This window comes from Photobacterium sp. 2_MG-2023, from assembly GCF_030547675.1.
GTDB lineage: Bacteria > Pseudomonadota > Gammaproteobacteria > Enterobacterales > Vibrionaceae > Photobacterium > Photobacterium arenosum.
Map to the genome: position 1 here is coordinate 18,359 of NZ_JAUOQQ010000028.1, position 16,151 is coordinate 34,509.

A 16,151-nucleotide genomic window follows, 5' to 3' on the forward strand; every position below is an offset into this window, starting at 1 on the left:
CAGTAAACCCAGACGCTTTTTGTTCCAAATCAAGCCCGGTATCCTTGATGAAAAGTCTGCTTACGGGTTAGTGCTCACTTTGATGCTGAAACAGACTTTTCCTTGCGCTTAACATTTTCCCACTCGGCATCCAGCTCATCCAGTGAACATGCGTCAATCGACTTGCCCTGTTCCAGCACACAGCGTTCCACTTCGCGAAACCGGCGTTCGAACTTACGGTTGGCTTTGTGCAAGGCCATTTCCGGTTTCACTTTCAGGTGCCGGCTCAGGTTAACAACAGCAAACAGCAGATCCCCGATCTCCTCTTCGATGCGTTCCTGACTGGGTACCGCCTGATGGGCTTCTTCCATCACTTCATCGATTTCTTCCTGCACTTTGTCAACGACCGGCCCCAGCGTTGGCCAGTCGAAACCCAGCTGGGCGCAGCGTTTCTGGATTTTATCGGCCCGGTTCAGAGCAGGCATTGCCTTAGGGATATTAGCCAGAATACTGTCATCCTGCCCTTTTTCTGCACGCTCTTTGGCCTTTTCCGCTTCCCAGTTCGCATGTATTGCTGCTTCATCGGCGAAATCTTTATCTGCAAAAACATGAGGATGGCGACGAATCAGTTTGTGATTGATCGCGCCGACCACATCATCAAAATCAAACAAGCTTTTTTCTTTCGCCAACTGGCTGTAGAAGATTACCTGAAATAACAAATCGCCCAATTCTTCCTTCACATCATCCCAGCTCTCTTCAGCAATGGCATCTGCCACTTCATAGGCTTCCTCCAGCGTGTGGGGCACGATAGAGGCAAAATCCTGTTTGAGATCCCAGGGGCAACCCCGCTGCGGGTCGCGCAGCTGCGTCATGATGGAAAGTAAGGTGTTGATGGGCTTATCGCTCATGATGGTTATCCTGTGCTCTGTGTCAGGTTGTTATTGGGCACAAAACGGGCCGGAGCCCGTTTTGTCGATAGGATGAGATCAGTGCAGTCGTCTGGCTTCAAAGACATCTTTCACCTGCTCCAGGCGGAGGATCAGTCTGCCCAGACTGTCGAGATCAGTCAGCTCAATATCGAAATCCATGATCGCCATCTGCTTTTTGAAATCGATCCGGCTTTTCACGCCGGCCACTTTGACCTTTTCATTGTGCATGGTGTTGGTCAGATCTTTAATCAGGCCGTTACGCTCAGAAGCGGTTACCCTGACGGTCAGCGTGTAGCGCCCGGCAAAGCTTCCGCCCCAGACAGTATGAATGATCCGCTGCGGCGCCACATGACGCAGTTCTTCCAGCTGTTCACAGTCGCTGCGGTGAACCGAAATCCCCCGCCCCTGTGTCACAAAGCCGACTATGTCATCACCGGGAATGGGCTGGCAGCAACGCGCCAGGTGGGTCATCAGGTTATCCACCCCTTCCACCACCACAGCATCGCGCTGCGGCTTTTTCTGGCTGGCTTTGCTGCCCGCCTCGGTTAAACGCTCCAACAACTGCTGATCTTCTTCTTCAGCCGTGGGCTTGTTCACCAGCGCATTGATGTGGTTAATCACCTGATTGATACGCAGATCACCGCTACCGATACCGGCAAACAGCTCATCGGTCGAGTTCACGTTAAAGCGCTTCAGGGCATAGGACTCGGCATCTTTCATGGTGGCGCCGATTTTATGCAGCTCCTGCTCCAGAATTTCCCGGCCAGCCGTGATGTTTTTATCTCTGTCTTGCTTACGGAACCAGGCATGCACCTTGGCTCGTGCCCGGCTTGAATTGACAAAGCCCAGGTTCGGATTCAGCCAGTCACGCGACGGATTCGGCTCTTTCTGGGTGATGATTTCAACCTGATCGCCCATTTGCAGGTGATAGGTGAAAGGCACAATTCGCCCTTCCACTTTGGCCCCGATACAGCGGTGACCAACTTCAGAGTGAATGTGATAGGCAAAATCGAGCGGAGTAGCATTCAAGGGCAGATCGACCACATCCCCTTTCGGGGTGAAGGCATAGACTCTGTCATCGAAGACCTGACTGCGCAACTCTTCGAGCATTTCGCCAGAGTCGGACATTTCTTCCTGCCAGGCCAGCAGCTTACGCAGCCAATTGATTTTCTCATCATAGGCAGAGTGAGCGCCGGCAGAGGTGCCGGATTCTTTGTATTTCCAGTGCGCGGCCACCCCCAGCTCGGATTCTTCGTGCATCTGCTTGGTGCGGATCTGGATCTCAATAGCTTTGCCTTCCGGGCCGATCACCACAGTGTGGATCGACTGATAACCGTTGGGTTTGGGGTTGGCCACATAATCATCGAACTCTTTGGGCAGATGGCGGTATTTGGTATGCACCACCCCCAGTGCCGCATAGCAGTCCTGAAGCTGATCCGCGATAATACGCACCGCTCGCACATCAAACAGCTCATCAAAGGCGAGATTCTTTTTCTGCATTTTGCGCCAGATGCTGTAGATATGCTTAGGCCGCCCATGCACCTCCGCCTTGATATTCGACGCTTTCATCGACTCATCCAGATCCTTAACGAAATGGTCGATGTAGTGCTCCCGGTCGATACGGCGCTCAGACAGCTGTCTGGCGATCTGCTTATAGGTATCCGGGTGTTTGTAGCGAAACGCGTAATCTTCGATTTCCCACTTAAGCTGACCGATACCCAAACGGTTTGCCAGCGGGGCATAGATATTGGAACACTCCCGCGCCGCGGCACGACGAACATTATCCGGCTCGTCCTTCACCTCGCGCAGATTACAGATGCGCTCGGCCAGTTTGATCACCACGCAGCGGAAGTCATCCACCATAGAAAGCAGCATGCGGCGAATATTATCGACCTGTGCCGATTGTGCCGCGCCTTCTTTGATGGCATTCAACTGGCTGATTGCCGCCATCTGCTTAACGCCCTTGACCATTTGCAGAATGGTCTGGCCGTATTCCTCTTTGATGTCATCACTCTTGTAGAAGCCACCTTCAACAAGCGGGAACAGCAGGGCCGCCACCAGGGTGTCGGTATCCATACTGAGCATCACCAGGATTTCAACCATTTCCCGGCCACGCCACAGTAACTGACCGGCCGCTTCCTTGTTGTCCAGATGCGCTTCACAGCGCTGATAGGTTTGGAGCAGACGGTCCGAGGTTTTAGCATCCTGCAGCAGACTCTCTACCCAGGGTACCAACTCAAATTTTGCGTTTTCCTTCAAATGCGCACCGCGAACTGCGACCATGATTCTGTCCTGTATAGCGTTATTACGGATGGCTTTCTGTTACTCCCTGCGGCCTTTGCCGGCTCAGCCTGGCATCAGGTTCGGATAAACAGTGCCATAGATTCTAAGTGCCCCGTATGGGGAAACATATCCAGCATTCCCAGCCGTTGCAACTGATAGCCCTGTTGCAACAATACCTGACTGTCCCGCGCCAGTGTGGACGGATTGCAGGAGACATATAAAATCCGGCTGGGTGATAGCGCTGCCACTTCTTTCATTACCCCGGCAGCACCCGCGCGTGCCGGATCCAGCAATACTTTGTCGAAACCTTTGCTGGCCCAGCTGAACGTCTCAATACCCTGTTCAAGATTGCCCTGATAAAAAGCCGTATTCGCCAGCTTATTCAGCGCCGCATTGGTACTGGCTCGGCGCACCATCTCATCCACCCCTTCGACACCGACGACTTGCTGTGCTTTCTGAGCCAGCGGTAAACTGAAGTTACCCAGGCCACAGAAAAGATCCAGCACTCTGTCCTGCGGCTGAATATCCAGCCAGTCCAGCGCCTGTTCTATCATTCGGGTATTCACCGTCCGGTTCACCTGAATGAAATCTTTAGGCGAGAACTGCAGTGTCAAACCATTCACGGCATAGCAGGGCGTATCACCGGCCAGCTGGATCACTTCATCAGGTTCCGGCGCCAGAAAAAGCATAACATGATGACTGTCAGCAAATTGCTGAATGCTCGTCATATCCTGGTCAGAAAAAGGCTTGAGATGCCGGATAAGGACTACAGGGCCATTATCGGCTTCGACCAGCTCGACGTGCCCCAGGTTCCGGCGGCCCTGCAATTGCGCCAGTAATTCACGCAAAGGCGGCAGCAGAGCATTCAGCGAAGCCGCTAGTACCGGGCAATGCTCAATATCAACAATCTCTTTGCTCTGCTCTTGGCGAAAACCGAAACACAGCCCTTTGCCGGATTCAAACCTAAGGCTGAAACGCGCGCTCCGCCTGTACTGCCACTCTTCACCTGTAACAGGTTCGTCCTGCACTAATGCCGTTGCAGTCTCATTGTCACCACCCAAGGCAAACTTCGCCATCAACTCCCCCAGAGACTGGCGCTTGGCCGATACCTGGGCAGAATGAGAGAGATGTTGCAAGTTACACCCACCACACTGGTCATAGACAGGACACTGAGGTGTAATGCGCTCAGGGCTGTCAGTCAGTCGTTTGATGACTTTAGCCCGGGCATAGTGTTTTTTATTGTCAGTGAGCTGCACCAGCGCACGTTCGCCAGGCAGCAATCCCGGAATAAAAACCGGTTTGCGATCGAGATGGGCGATACCTGATCCCAGATGGTCCAGACGTGAAACCGTCACTTCTTTGTGTTTGGTGTCGCTGACAATTCGTTTAGTCGGCTTAAAAAAGCGTGCCATAATGTTGTAACTCACGGTGTTCTGTCGCCTTTTCAAGGCAACGCCGGATCGACTTCAATTGTCGCTACGGTAAAGATTCATTAAGCTAAGGGCTGGAACATGCTTGCGTGACCAGCATAGACAGCAATTCTCCCACAGAATCGAATTCTTGTAACCATGACCAAATACGGACTTCGCGCCCGGGTTTTCACCCTGACATTAGCACCAACCCTGATCATTGGCCTGCTATTGAGCGCATTTTTCACATTGAGCCGCTACCGTGATCTGGAGCATCAGCTGATTGCAACCGGCACCAGCATCATAGAGCCGCTGGCGATTGCCACCGAATACGGCATGGCAGATCATAACCGTGAAGCGGTCAGACGCATCATCAGTTATGCCCATCGCAAGCATTCCGATATTGTACGCAGTATCGCGGTATTTGACGGCAATAATGAGCTGTTTGTGACCTCAAATTTCCATCGGAATTTTGAGGCGCTGATGTTTCCCGATGATCAGCCGATCCCCTTCCTTCCTGACATCATCATCAATGACAGTACCATGATCATGCGGGCCCCTATACTGACAGAAGCACAGCAAAGTAACCTGTCCGCACCCGGGTTTCAGGCCAGGGCGTTGGGTTACATCGCCATTGAAATGGACATGAGCCCCCTGCGGCTGCAGCAGTATCAGGAAGTCTTTACTGCGCTGATGGTCTTGCTGCTGGGCCTGATCCTGTCGGGATTGTTTGCCTATCGCCTGATGCGGGATGTCACCCGCCCGATTTCGCACATGATCAGCGTCGTAGACAGAATTCGCCGCGGGCATCTCGATATCCGGATTGAAGGTGAATTGCTGGGTGAGCTGGATAACCTGAAAAACGGTATCAATGCCATGGCCATTTCGCTGTCTGACTACCATATCGAAATGCAGCAAAGCATCGATCAGGCCACGTCCGATCTGCGTGAAACCCTTGAGCAGCTAGAAATACAGAATGTAGAGCTGGATATTGCCAAGAAACGCGCTCAGGAAGCTGCCCGGGTCAAATCCGAATTTCTGGCCAATATGTCCCACGAACTGCGCACACCGCTGAACGGCGTCATCGGCTTTACCCGCCAGATGCTCAAAACCCGGCTCAGTGCCAGCCAGCACGATTACCTGCTGACGATCGAAAAATCTGCCAACAATCTGCTGACCATCATCAATGACATCCTGGACTTTTCCAAACTGGAAGCCGGTAAGCTGCTGCTGGAAAACATTCCGTTCGACTTCACCGACTCGCTGGATGAAGTCATGCGTTTGCTGGCACCCAGTGCCCACGAGAAAGGCCTGGAGCTGACACTGCGGGTTGATCAGCGTATTCCTACCGGTCTGATTGGCGATCCGCTGCGTATTCAGCAAGTGCTGACTAATCTGATCGGTAACTCAGTGAAATTTACCGAGCGCGGTAACATAGACATAGCCGTGGAGCTCAAAGCCGATCGCGATGAGAGCCTCGAATTGCAATTCATGGTCCGTGATACCGGGATAGGGATTTCGGAGCGCCAGCAAGCACAATTATTCCAGGCCTTCAGCCAGGCTGATGCCAGCATTTCACGCCGCTATGGCGGAACCGGGCTGGGGCTGGTGATCACCCAGAAACTGGTTACTCAGATGGGCGGCGAGATCAGCCTGACCAGTCGCCTGCACCAGGGTTCCACCTTCTGGTTCACCCTCAAACTGACCAAAACTGACCTGCCGGTATCTCAGCCTATCGATACCAGCGAGCTGAAAAACCGCCACCTGCTGCTGATCGAACCCAACCTGCAGGCGGCCAACGTGCTGCAGCAACGCCTGCTGCAAGCCGGACTGGATGTGACCTACCGGGCCGACATGCCGGAGGACGATGTCGAACATCACGACTTTGCCCTGCTCTGCCTGTCACCGGGCGAACAGCCACCGCTGGCAACGATTCTGGATAAAGTCTTTAAAGCCGAGCAACTGGCCGACAAAGTTTTAGTGTGCCTGCCCACCACAGAGCTGGCCTTGTCGGAACGCTTACTCAGTGCCGGTGTGACGGCTTGTCTGGGTAAACCGCTGGCCCGGCGTAAACTGTTTGATGCCTTGATTGGCCAGACAGATCATCAGGAAGAGCCCGAACCACTGCCACTGGCTGCCACGAACGATGCCCTGCTGCCGCTCACCGTTATGGCGGTTGATGACAACCCGGCCAACCTGAAACTGATCGCCGCCCTGCTCAGTGAACGGGTAGAAACCGTGATTACCGCCACCGGCGGCCGTAAAGCCGTGGATTACGCGCAGCAGAAAGCCTTTGATTTAGTCTTCATGGATATTCAGATGCCTGAGATGGACGGCGTCAGAGCCTGTGAGGCGATTCATGAAACCACGCTGAACAGCCATACGCCCGTCATCGCGGTCACAGCCCATGCGATGGCTGGCGAACGTGAACGCTTGCTTCGTGCTGGTATGGACGATTACCTGACCAAGCCCATTGAAGAACAGATTTTGCAGCAGATGCTGGCCAAATGGATTCCGCAGCCACAGAGCAACAGTTCAGCACCTGCCGTGGCTTCCGCAGCGCCATCCGTTAAGCCTGATACAGTGAATAATAACGTCAGCTGGGACTGGGATCTGGCGCTGAAACAAGCTGCAGGCAAAGAAGACCTGGCCCGTGACATGTTGCAGATGCTGCTCGATTTTATGCCCGAAGTGGAAATGCTGGTCAATGAAGTGCTGGACGGCAAAGACATTGACCTGTGGCCGTCCATCCACAAACTGCATGGCAGTTGCGCCTACAGTGGCGTGCCAAGGCTGAAAAACCTCTGCTATACCCTGGAAACCCAGCTCAAAGCCGGGAGTTCAGCCACCGAGCTGGAACCGGAACTGTTCGAGCTAATCGACGAAATGAACAATGTGGTCAGGGCATCGCAGGCTTACCGGCAGTAACACCCATCATGCAGAAAGGATGACCTTTCTGCTTTGTTTCATGCTTTTGGCAGCCGGCAGGTGAGTGACATGCCAATACCAGCCACCACCTTTGAGGCTCTTACGTCAAATCTTGTTCACTCCTCCCATTTTTTCGTCAAAAAAGGGAAACAACGTTTCCCTTTCTTTATCTCCGGCGGACTGATTGCGCTTTCAGCCCGACTCCAGGATCACGGTTGCCACTGCATAGTGTTTTTCATCGGCAATGGTCAGGTGAATATGGCGGACCGCCATCTGCGCGGCCAGCTCGGCCGCTTTACCGGCCAATGCCAACTCTGGCTTGCCGCGTTCGTTATTGGTGACGGTAAAATCCTGAAACGAGACACCGCAGGCTATGCCTGTTCCCAGCGCTTTGGCGGCCGCTTCTTTTACGGCAAAACGCTTAGCCAGATAGCGACCTGCCTGCTTATGCTGACTGAAAATGGTTAACTCTTCAGGTGTCAGTACCCGCCGGGCAAACGTCTCGCCGGCACGGGCGAGTACATGTTCGACACGGGCAATTTCAGCAATGTCTGTCCCCAATCCGACAATAGCCATGTTACCAGCGTGCTTCCAGCATCACGGCTTTCATGTCTGCCACGGCTTTATGCAGGCCGTCAAACACGGCACGGCCGATAATGGCATGACCAATATTGAGCTCGTAAATCTCAGGTAGGGCCGCAATGGGTTTGACATTGTGATAGGTCAGCCCGTGGCCTGCATTGACTTTGATACCCTGATCATGGGCATAACTGGCCGCAGCAGCAATTTTCTTCAGCTCGGCCTGTTGCTCTGTGTCCGTTGCTGCATCGGCGTAATGGCCGGTATGCAGCTCGATATAAGGCGCACCACAAGCCACAGCGGCATCGATTTGCGCGCGATCCGCATCAATGAACAGAGAAACCAAAATACCCGCCGAGCTCAGTTTTTCGGTTGCCGCTTTCACTTTGTCCAGTTGACCCACCACATCCAGGCCGCCTTCAGTGGTCAGCTCTTCTCGTTTTTCCGGCACCAGGCAGACGAACTCAGGTTGGGTATCCAGCGCTATCTGCACCATCTCATCGGTCACTGCCATTTCCAGATTCATACGCGTCTGAATGGTGTCGCGCAGAATGCGGACATCGCGGTCAGTAATATGACGACGGTCTTCGCGTAAATGAATGGTAATACCATCAGCGCCTGCGCGTTCTGCTACTTCGGCCGCATGCACCGGATCCGGGTACCGGGTGCCGCGGGCATTACGTAAAGTCGCAACGTGGTCGATATTGACGCCGAGCAGTATATTCTTCATGTAGCGGTACTCCTTCCTCTAGGGACAAACAATTCCCTGCTTTTTAATGGTTTGCTGCCAAGATACGGTTTCAGGGCCATACGTGTAAAGCGCTTTGCTGCCCTGAGCTGATCCTGGGATTCAAAATGCCGGGCGGCAATGGCTTTCAGTTGCCGTCCGGTAAACGTCAGCTGGCCGGCAACCATAGAAGCAATAAAACCTCTTTGCTCCCGGTAGTTATACGTCATTTCATCGTCAACCGGCAGCCCGCTGCCGGTACAATGAAGAAAGTCCACACCGTAACCCAAGTGATCCAGCAGCGCCAGTTCAAAGCGGCGTAGTGCGGGTTCGGGATTTTCCGCCTGAGCAAGCTCTCTCAGCACATTGAGATAATCAAGAAACAAGGCAGGATAAGGCGTCTGAACTTCCAGTACCCGAGCCAGAATCTCGTTCACATACAAGGCGGAATACAGGATATAGCTGCGCATGGGCAGCCCGATACTGATAGGTTCGGCGTGAGTCAGAACCGGCATAGTGCCGCGGCCAGTCCATTTGATGAATAGGGGGGTAAATGGCTGAAGCGCTCCTTTGAGATTGGAGCGCTTACGACGGGCACCTTTCGCTATTAGGGTGATCCGACCGGACTCTTCACTGAAGACATCCAGGATCAGGCTCGTCTCGCTGTAGTGACGAGAGTGCAGAACAAAACAGCGCTGCAACCCTTCCATCGCTGTCCTTAAAGATCGTCGATATAGCCAAGACTACGCAGGGCGCGTTCGTCATCAGCCCAACCGGATTTCACTTTCACCCACAGTTCAAGGTACACCTTGCGCTCGAACAAATCTTCCATGTCGAGACGGGCTTCGCGGCCAATGGTTTTGATTTTCTCGCCACCTTTGCCTATCACCATCTTCTTCTGGCCCTTACGCTCAACCAGAATCAGACCGTTGATATCAAAGCCATCGGTTTCCGGATTATAGTCAAAACGCTCTATGTCAACGGTCACAGAATACGGCAGCTCTTCGCCGGTAAAACGCATCAGCTTTTCACGGATGATTTCCGAGGCCATAAAACGCTGTGAACGATCTGTCACGTACTCTTCCGGGAAGTAATACTCCCCTTCCGGCAAACAACCGCGGACTATCTTTTCAACATCCTCAATACCGGTACCATGCTTGGCAGCAATCGGCACGATAGCTTTGAAGTCCATTTTTTTCGCCAGCTCCTGCATATGCGGGAACAGATCGTACTTCATTTTAACGTTATCGACTTTGTTGACCAGCAGCACCACAGGCAGGCCGCTTTTCGCCAGCTTGTTAAGCACCATTTCATCGTCCGGCGTCCACATGGTGCCGTCCACCAGGAACAGCACCAGTTCAACATCGGTCAGCGAGCTGCTGGCCGCACGGTTCATCAGGCGGTTAATGGTGCGCTTTTCCTCGATATGCAGCCCGGGGGTATCCACATACACAGCCTGATAACCGTCTCGGGTATCCACGCCCATGATACGGTGGCGGGTGGTCTGCGGTTTACGCGAGGTGATCGACAACTTCTGCCCGACCAGACGGTTAAGCAGTGTTGATTTACCGACATTCGGACGGCCAACGATGGCAATAAAGCCACAATGTGTTTTATCTGTCATGATTCTAACTGCTTCAATGCCAGTTCTGCCGCAGCCTGCTCAGCCTTGCGCCGACTACCGCCTTTACCAACCACAGGGTTATCCAGCCCCGAGACGTCGCACTGTACAGTGAATTCCTGATTGTGTGCTTCACCCTGTACCTTAGTTACAGTATATGCCGGAAGCGGCAAACGACGCCCCTGAAGGCATTCCTGCAGACGGGTTTTCGGGTCTTTCTGGTTTATACCGGGTTGTATGGTGTCCAGACGACTCTGATACCAGCTCAAAACGATATGGCGGACACATTCGATATCACTGTCGAGGTAAATTGCCCCAATAATGGCTTCGACACAGTCAGCCAGAATGGAATCGCGGCGATAACCGCCGCTTTTCAGTTCGCCCGGCCCCAGCAGCAGATGATCACCCAGCTCGAATTCGCGGCCTAATTCAGCCAGCGTTTTACCCCGGACCAGAGTGGCGCGCATCCGGCTCATATCGCCTTCGTCAACTTTAGGGAAGCGATGGTATAGCTCATCGGCAATCACAAAGCTCAGGATAGAGTCACCCAGGAACTCCAGACGCTCGTTGTGCGTGCCGTTGGCGCTTCTGTGTGTCAGCGCCAGGGTCAGTAATTCGCTGTTCTTAAATTCGTGTCCCAGCTTACGCTGGAGTCTTTGTACAGGAGATGTCATTTTTTCCCGATCAGTCTATGCCTCCGATGCGGCTGAAGCGCACACCGGTAGGAATCCAAGAGGGAAGTACACTATCGGCACTTCGTTCAAATTCAAAGCTGATCCAGATCCCGACCGCCTTGCCAACCAGATTTGCTTCCGGCACGAATCCCCAGTAGCGGCTGTCTGCACTGTTATCACGATTGTCACCCATCACAAAGTAGTGACCTTCAGGTACCACCCACTCAGCCAGCCCGGGACGCGGTTGATAATCAAACGTCTGATTCGGTCTTAGCGGATGGATCAGAATGTCATGTTTCGCCTCACCAAGCTGCTCAGTAAACTGGATCAGCCGGGTTCGGTTCTGAACAAAATCACTGTCGTGCATCTGACTCATCATGACAGGTTTACATTCTGTGGTGCCTTTAGGTGCAATACAGAGCTGCTTATTGTCACTATAGCGAACTAAATCGCCCGGCAATCCCACAACGCGCTTAATGTAATCAACATTAGGGTTTACCGGGTATTTAAAGACAGCAATGTCTCCACGTTCAGGTTCGCCGGTTTCCACCAGTTTATGACGAAATACAGGATCGCGCAGACCATAAGCAAATTTTTCAACCAGAATGAAATCGCCAACCAGCAATGTCGGCATCATCGATCCGGATGGGATCTGGAACGGCTCATATATAAACGAGCGAAACACCATGATAAGCGCTATCACAGGGAACATAGAGCTGGTCGATTCAACCCAGCCAGGCTGTGGCGCAACAGCTTCCAAGGTTTTAGCATCCACCTGGCCACCGGCATTGGCCGCCGCAGCGTCGATTTTCAACTGACGCTTAGGTGCCCAGAGGAACCGGTCCAGTGCCCAGATAATTCCGGTCACTATGGTTGCCAGCACTAAAATTAACGAAAACAGATTTGCCATTGCTGTTCCTAATGTCCCTATGATGAATTTTTCATGGTCTCTCAGGGTCTGAAGACCCTAACCATTCCGCCGCATAATGCGGCGGAAGGCGGACTCGAATTATTTGTCTTTACCTACATGCAGTATGGCGAGGAAGGCTTCCTGCGGCAGTTCGACATTGCCGATCTGCTTCATGCGCTTTTTACCTTCTTTCTGCTTCTGCAGCAGTTTTTTCTTACGGCTCACGTCACCACCATAACACTTGGCGATAACGTTTTTGCGTAACTGTTTCACGGTCGAGCGAGCGATAATGTGGTTACCGATCGCTGCCTGAATCGCGATATCAAACATCTGGCGGGGAATGAACTCCCGCATTTTCTCAACCACATCACGACCACGCGATTGCGCATGGTCTTTATGGGTAATGATAGCCAGCGCATCAACACGGTCACCGTTTAACAGGATATCGACCCGAACCATGTCAGATTCCTGATAACGCTGGAAGCCATAATCCAGAGAGGCATAACCGCGCGATGTTGACTTCAGACGGTCGAAGAAATCCAGTACCACTTCTGACATCGGAATGTCATAAGTCAGCGCAACCTGGTTACCGTGGTAAACCATATCGACCTGAGAGCCGCGTTTTTCAACACACAGAGTAATCACATTACCCAGGTATTCGCTTGGCACCAGAATGTTACAGCGGGCAATCGGCTCGCCAATGATTTCAATATCATTAATAGGCGGCAGTTTGGCCGGGCTGTCAACATACAGCATGTCGCCATTACTCTTCTTCACCTCATACACTACAGTCGGTGCAGTGGTGATCAGATCCAGATCGTATTCACGCTCCAGACGCTCCTGAATGATTTCCATGTGTAACATGCCAAGGAAACCACAGCGGAAGCCAAAGCCCAGAGCGGCAGAGCTTTCCGGTTCATAGAACAGTGAAGCATCATTCAGGCTCAGTTTGCCCAGTGCATCACGGAAGTTCTCATAATCGTCAGACGATACCGGGAACAGGCCTGCATACACCTGAGGTTTCACTTTTTTAAAGCCTGGCAGCGCCTTTTCACAGCCGTTCTTCGCCAGTGTCAGGGTATCGCCCACCGGCGCGCCCAGGATATCTTTAATACCGCAGACCACCCAGCCCACTTCGCCCGTTCTCAGTATGTCTTTATCCACCTGTTTCGGAGTAAAGATACCGATACGGTCAACGTTCCAGGTCTGTCCTGTGCTCATGACCTTGATCTTATCGTTCTTCTTCAGGGCGCCGTTTTTAATGCGGACCAAAGAAACAACACCCAGGTAGTTATCGAACCAGGAGTCGATGATCAGCGCCTGTGGCGGCGCATCCGGGTCGCCCTCTGGCGCAGGAATCGAACGCACGATGTTTTCCAGCACCTCGTCAACGCCCAGGCCAGTTTTGGCTGAACAACGGGTGGCTTCTATCGCGTCGATACCGACGATTTCTTCAATTTCTTCCGCGACACGTTCAGGATCAGCCGCTGGCAGATCGATTTTGTTCAGGATCGGCACAACTTCCAGATCCATTTCAATCGCGGTATAACAGTTAGCCAGTGTCTGGGCTTCCACACCCTGACCGGCATCGACCACCAGCAACGCACCTTCACAGGCCGCCAGCGAACGGGAGACTTCATAGGAAAAGTCTACGTGTCCCGGTGTGTCGATAAAGTTCAGTTGATAGGTTTCACCATCTTTTGCCGTGTAATTGAGCGTCACGCTCTGGGCCTTGATGGTGATGCCACGTTCACGTTCCAGATCCATTGAATCAAGCACTTGCGCAGCCATTTCACGATCGGAAAGGCCACCGCAGACTTGAATCAAGCGGTCAGATAACGTCGACTTACCGTGGTCGATATGTGCAATAATCGAAAAGTTACGAATGTGCTTCATGAATTGGCGTGACTAACTCGTGATTTAAAAATGAATGGGATCTTACGATCAAGTTGGCAGATTCTACCGAATTTCAACGGCTGCTGCTATCTTTCGATAGTGCATTTGTTTCCAGCCCCTCCGCGACAGGCTTTCCGAGCACCCGAATCAGGCTGGGTTGATAATCCCCCAGGGCCGATAATCTTCTGGCGCGATATCGCGCAATCAGCAGTCCTACCACGCCACCGGCAAGGGCACAGGCAATTACGCCCCCTTCGCCACCGCCAGCCAGCTCAACAAACCACCACTGGCCGAGCAAGGTCCCCAACAGCAGACACACTAACGGCAGCACGTAAACCAGCAACGCAGATTGCAGCACGCTGCGTTCAGATAACCCGATTTCAACCAGCTGACCGATGTGAATAGGATCATTAATATGGGTTGTCGATAACGTCAGTTGATGCTGGCGACCAGGTAATACTTTGCTGACTACGCCTGTGCCACAGCTATTTTGTGAGGCACAGGATCCGCAGCTGGTTTGCTGCTGGCAACTGACGATGATCTGCTTTTTATCAACAGCCACCACTGTGGCCAGTGAATGCATCATGGCTGGCTGACTCCCTGAAAAGAGACCGACTCAGCCACCCGGCGCGCCGTTGCCGGCGGTATGTCACCGACAACAGTGATCTCTTTGTCTTTCAGTAACTGGCTGTGCAGCGTACGTCGTCCCTGGCGAACCAGTTGTTCCCGCACACTGAAGCCATCTGCAGCCGAGACATAAATAGAGAAACTAAACAGGCCGTCCGTATACATCTGGCTTTCAACCGGACGCTCAGTCAGCATCAGGCGGTGTCGGTTGTGTGAAATACTTTCAAAGCCCAGCGGCAACCAGTCGACCTGCCAGGACAAGTCCACCTGTGGCTGTGGCGGTAGCTGAACCACTTCCGGCAGTTTCACTGATTTCAGACTTTCCAGAATATCGGCCACTTTGTCATTCACGACAAAAGACACTGCGCGGTATTGTTCTAAAGGCTCACCATCCCGATCCAGTAAATCTGCCCGCAAGACTAAATGAGAGCGGGTGTCCATCCACAACAGGTAGGAATAGCGGGCGCCGTCTTTGGGCGCGATACGTACCACATCACAGGCGGTTCCCGCCTCACGGGATCGTCCCATGGGGATGAAGTCATAAAACTGGGCCAGCTCTGCCACATTGGTACGCATAATAGGCGGCAAAGGGGCCACCATGCGATTGCTGTCGATGGTAAACGGGTCCAGCCCTGGCTCAAAGTAACTGACTTCTTTGCCACGCTGAATAACCTCACGCGGCGGACCGCTGAGGTACACCAGATGTGCAAATGTCTCGCCATCTTCTACTGCATGGCGATAACGTAAGGGTTCAATACTGTTTTTCTTGATGAGGATGTAAGACACCTCATAGCTCAACTGCCTGGTTGCCTGATCCATTTGATGCAACAAAGCCTCTGCAGAAGTCATAGCGTCTTCTTCCGCAGAGGCTTGCCAAGGCATAGCCAAGCTGACCAGTGTCAGAGCACCGACCAGAATTTTCTTCATATCACCGCCACGAATCAGTGTGATTCCAACAGGGTTCTATCCAAACTGCCGTCTTCCGCATTCAGGCGCAGTTGCAACTCATAGTCCTGTAACATCGCATTAATACGACGTCTTTGTTCCATCAGTTGTGCTTCGCTTGGCGATTCAGTCCGGGTACGAACAGAATCCCGCGTCAGGCTGACTGGTTCAGCAGTTCCGGCAAAAGGAATGGTCTGTAAAACAGGCACCTGAGTATTAGCATCACTCGCTAACCCAGCCTCTTCACCACCGTTATATTGTTGTACGCCGACAATCACTGCCAAAGAAACACAGGCAGCTAATGCCACCTGACCAAATTGTGTCAGCCAGGCTGGCATAGTACGACGTGCCTGATGGGGCGTTGGTTGCTCCACATGCGGCAGAGACACCACATTCGCCGACGCCGCGACACTGTCTGCAAGGCTGTGCGCAGGTTCATTATCGAGCGCCATCGCCACGTTTCCGGCGATATCCCACTTGGGGTGCCCCGGCGCTTCACCGTGCATCACATCGCTCATCAATTGATAAGCTTGCCAGCTTTGCTTTGCATTATCATCCACCAGAAGCTGGTTTATGATACTTTGATCAACGTCTTCACCATCAAGCAAAGCCGAAATCTTTTCTTTATCAGCCATCTTTGTCAC

Annotated in this window: 14 protein-coding genes; 1 reads left to right on the plus strand and 13 read right to left on the minus strand. The window is 52.7% G+C overall.

Features of this window, described 5'->3' with window-relative positions:
- Positions 1-74: 74 nt before the first annotated feature.
- The 3 genes from mazG to rlmD all read right to left on the minus strand — a co-directional run bounded on the left by mazG (position 75) and on the right by rlmD (position 4,603).
- Complete coding sequence (gene mazG, locus Q4491_RS18510; protein WP_218384236.1) at positions 75-887, minus strand: nucleoside triphosphate pyrophosphohydrolase; 813 nt, start codon at positions 885-887, stop codon at positions 75-77.
- Between the two features lie 78 nt (positions 888-965).
- Positions 966-3,191: a GTP diphosphokinase gene (gene relA / locus Q4491_RS18515; protein WP_192015725.1), complete on the minus strand. Its 2,226-nt coding sequence runs from the start codon at positions 3,189-3,191 to the stop codon at positions 966-968.
- A 74-nt stretch (positions 3,192-3,265) separates the two neighbouring features.
- Positions 3,266-4,603: a 23S rRNA (uracil(1939)-C(5))-methyltransferase RlmD gene (gene rlmD / locus Q4491_RS18520; protein ID WP_303459811.1), complete on the minus strand. Its 1,338-nt coding sequence runs from the start codon at positions 4,601-4,603 to the stop codon at positions 3,266-3,268.
- Between the two features lie 156 nt (positions 4,604-4,759).
- Here rlmD and barA point away from each other — a divergent pair, with 156 nt between their 5' ends.
- A complete protein-coding gene (gene barA / locus Q4491_RS18525) occupies positions 4,760-7,528 on the plus strand; it encodes a two-component sensor histidine kinase BarA (RefSeq protein WP_192015726.1) in 2,769 nt (922 codons plus the stop codon).
- A 192-nt stretch (positions 7,529-7,720) separates the two neighbouring features.
- On the opposite strand, the gene acpS is transcribed toward barA, so the two are convergent.
- From acpS to Q4491_RS18575, 10 genes are all read right to left on the minus strand, one after another.
- Positions 7,721-8,104 carry a holo-ACP synthase gene (gene acpS, locus Q4491_RS18530; protein WP_218384243.1) on the minus strand — a complete coding sequence of 128 codons (384 nt, stop codon included), beginning with the start codon at positions 8,102-8,104 and terminating at the stop codon, positions 7,721-7,723.
- Position 8,105: 1 nt separating this feature from the next.
- Complete coding sequence (gene pdxJ / locus Q4491_RS18535) at positions 8,106-8,837, minus strand: pyridoxine 5'-phosphate synthase (protein ID WP_192015728.1); 732 nt, start codon at positions 8,835-8,837, stop codon at positions 8,106-8,108.
- Positions 8,834-9,544 (minus strand): DNA repair protein RecO, encoded by a 711-nt coding sequence (gene recO, locus Q4491_RS18540; RefSeq protein WP_303459758.1) that lies wholly within the window; start codon positions 9,542-9,544, stop codon positions 8,834-8,836. Before recO ends, pdxJ begins: the two co-directional genes overlap by 4 nt.
- Positions 9,545-9,552: 8 nt before the next feature.
- Positions 9,553-10,458 (minus strand): GTPase Era, encoded by a 906-nt coding sequence (era, locus tag Q4491_RS18545; protein WP_192015730.1) that lies wholly within the window; start codon positions 10,456-10,458, stop codon positions 9,553-9,555.
- On the minus strand, positions 10,455-11,129 hold the full coding sequence (gene rnc / locus Q4491_RS18550; protein ID WP_027253570.1) for a ribonuclease III: 675 nt from the start codon (positions 11,127-11,129) through the stop codon (positions 10,455-10,457). The genes era and rnc overlap by 4 nt, the downstream gene beginning before the upstream one ends.
- Positions 11,130-11,139: 10 nt before the next feature.
- Complete coding sequence (gene lepB / locus Q4491_RS18555) at positions 11,140-12,039, minus strand: signal peptidase I (protein WP_303459762.1); 900 nt, start codon at positions 12,037-12,039, stop codon at positions 11,140-11,142.
- Between the two features lie 99 nt (positions 12,040-12,138).
- Positions 12,139-13,935: a translation elongation factor 4 gene (gene lepA, locus Q4491_RS18560; RefSeq protein WP_192015731.1), complete on the minus strand. Its 1,797-nt coding sequence runs from the start codon at positions 13,933-13,935 to the stop codon at positions 12,139-12,141.
- A gap of 73 nt (positions 13,936-14,008) precedes the next feature.
- Positions 14,009-14,521: a SoxR reducing system RseC family protein gene (locus Q4491_RS18565; RefSeq protein WP_218384247.1), complete on the minus strand. Its 513-nt coding sequence runs from the start codon at positions 14,519-14,521 to the stop codon at positions 14,009-14,011.
- Positions 14,518-15,489, minus strand: a complete 972-nt coding sequence (gene rseB / locus Q4491_RS18570; protein ID WP_192015733.1) for a sigma-E factor regulatory protein RseB — start codon at positions 15,487-15,489, stop codon at positions 14,518-14,520. Before rseB ends, Q4491_RS18565 begins: the two co-directional genes overlap by 4 nt.
- A 14-nt stretch (positions 15,490-15,503) precedes the next feature.
- Complete coding sequence (locus Q4491_RS18575) at positions 15,504-16,142, minus strand: sigma-E factor negative regulatory protein (RefSeq protein ID WP_192015734.1); 639 nt, start codon at positions 16,140-16,142, stop codon at positions 15,504-15,506.
- Between the last annotated feature and the right edge of the window lie 9 nt (positions 16,143-16,151).

Excerpts from the sequence above, each read along its gene's own strand:
- relA (WP_192015725.1), bottom strand. The coding sequence starts at position 3,191 with ATGGTCGCAGTTCGCGGTGCGCATTTGAAGGAAAACGCAAAATTTGAG.
- rseB (WP_192015733.1), bottom strand. The coding sequence starts at position 15,489 with ATGAAGAAAATTCTGGTCGGTGCTCTGACACTGGTCAGCTTGGCTATG.
- recO (WP_303459758.1), bottom strand. The coding sequence starts at position 9,544 with ATGGAAGGGTTGCAGCGCTGTTTTGTTCTGCACTCTCGTCACTACAGC.
- mazG (WP_218384236.1), bottom strand. The coding sequence starts at position 887 with ATGAGCGATAAGCCCATCAACACCTTACTTTCCATCATGACGCAGCTG.
- Q4491_RS18565 (WP_218384247.1), bottom strand. The coding sequence starts at position 14,521 with ATGATGCATTCACTGGCCACAGTGGTGGCTGTTGATAAAAAGCAGATC.
- lepB (WP_303459762.1), bottom strand. The coding sequence starts at position 12,039 with ATGGCAAATCTGTTTTCGTTAATTTTAGTGCTGGCAACCATAGTGACC.
- rlmD (WP_303459811.1), bottom strand. The coding sequence starts at position 4,603 with ATGGCACGCTTTTTTAAGCCGACTAAACGAATTGTCAGCGACACCAAA.
- Q4491_RS18575 (WP_192015734.1), bottom strand. The coding sequence starts at position 16,142 with ATGGCTGATAAAGAAAAGATTTCGGCTTTGCTTGATGGTGAAGACGTT.
- barA (WP_192015726.1), top strand. The coding sequence starts at position 4,760 with ATGACCAAATACGGACTTCGCGCCCGGGTTTTCACCCTGACATTAGCA.
- lepA (WP_192015731.1), bottom strand. The coding sequence starts at position 13,935 with ATGAAGCACATTCGTAACTTTTCGATTATTGCACATATCGACCACGGT.
- rnc (WP_027253570.1), bottom strand. The coding sequence starts at position 11,129 with ATGACATCTCCTGTACAAAGACTCCAGCGTAAGCTGGGACACGAATTT.
- era (WP_192015730.1), bottom strand. The coding sequence starts at position 10,458 with ATGACAGATAAAACACATTGTGGCTTTATTGCCATCGTTGGCCGTCCG.
- acpS (WP_218384243.1), bottom strand. The coding sequence starts at position 8,104 with ATGGCTATTGTCGGATTGGGGACAGACATTGCTGAAATTGCCCGTGTC.
- pdxJ (WP_192015728.1), bottom strand. The coding sequence starts at position 8,837 with ATGAAGAATATACTGCTCGGCGTCAATATCGACCACGTTGCGACTTTA.